Source organism: Clostridium sp. CAG:43 (assembly GCF_000434655.1).
In the GTDB taxonomy this organism is placed as follows: Bacteria; Bacillota; Clostridia; order Lachnospirales; family Lachnospiraceae; genus Otoolea; species Otoolea fessa.
Genome location: NZ_FR895047.1, coordinates 1 through 674, shown reverse-complemented (window position 1 = coordinate 674; position 674 = coordinate 1). Strand labels below are relative to the sequence as shown.

The 674-nt window shown below is 47.0% G+C and carries 1 protein-coding gene and 1 pseudogene; both read right to left on the bottom strand.

The annotated features are described in order from the left end of the window. Window positions 1-124: 124 nt before the first annotated feature. Window positions 125-415: a phage holin family protein gene (locus QVO97_RS03915; protein WP_022359091.1), complete on the bottom strand. Its 291-nt coding sequence runs from the start codon at window positions 413-415 to the stop codon at window positions 125-127. A 3-nt stretch (window positions 416-418) separates the two neighbouring features. Continuing rightward, window positions 419-674 (bottom strand): annotated as a pseudogene (locus tag QVO97_RS03910) (hypothetical protein); the annotation flags it as partial.

The following is a 674-nucleotide window of genomic DNA, read 5'->3' as shown; positions in this document are numbered from 1 at the left end:
GATCGCGACTCCTTGGGGGTTTTTATTCCTACTATCGGCTTTCGTCGATTTTCCCCTATTGTTGCGATGCCGCAACGGCAGCCATGCCCCGAACCGCCGCGGGAGATAGTCGGATCACCTTCTTCTACTCTTCTTTTCCTGACTGCTTAAAAATCTGGTTTACATACGTAGACAATCCCGCCACAAGGACGCCCTGTGTAAGTGCCGTGAAAACCGCCAGCGCGATATCCTGACCACTACCGCAGGCACAGGTGGCGAACACATAGATGGCACAAATCGCAACGCCAATCAGCCCATTAATGAGTGGGATGTATTTGTCTTTCACTGTCTCGCTCTGCTTCAGCCACATCCCAATAAAGTACAGCACTACTGCTACCACAAGTAATTCCGGCTTTACATAATCTTTAATCTGCATACCTTATCCCTCCATCTGCTTTTCCAAATCTGCGATCCGATGGTTTGCCACCCGGATCTGTTCCTGCATCACTGCCTCGGTCTCCTCTAATTTATATGTACGCTCAATTACTGTATGAAAGCAATTATGAATGATGAAGTCATGGAACGACTGATTGATACGCTGATGTAGTTGCAGAAGAAAGAAAGCACCGATCTGCCTCTTTTGAAAAAGCAGCTTGCAGAAACGGAAAAAGGTATTAACAATATGCTCAACGCCA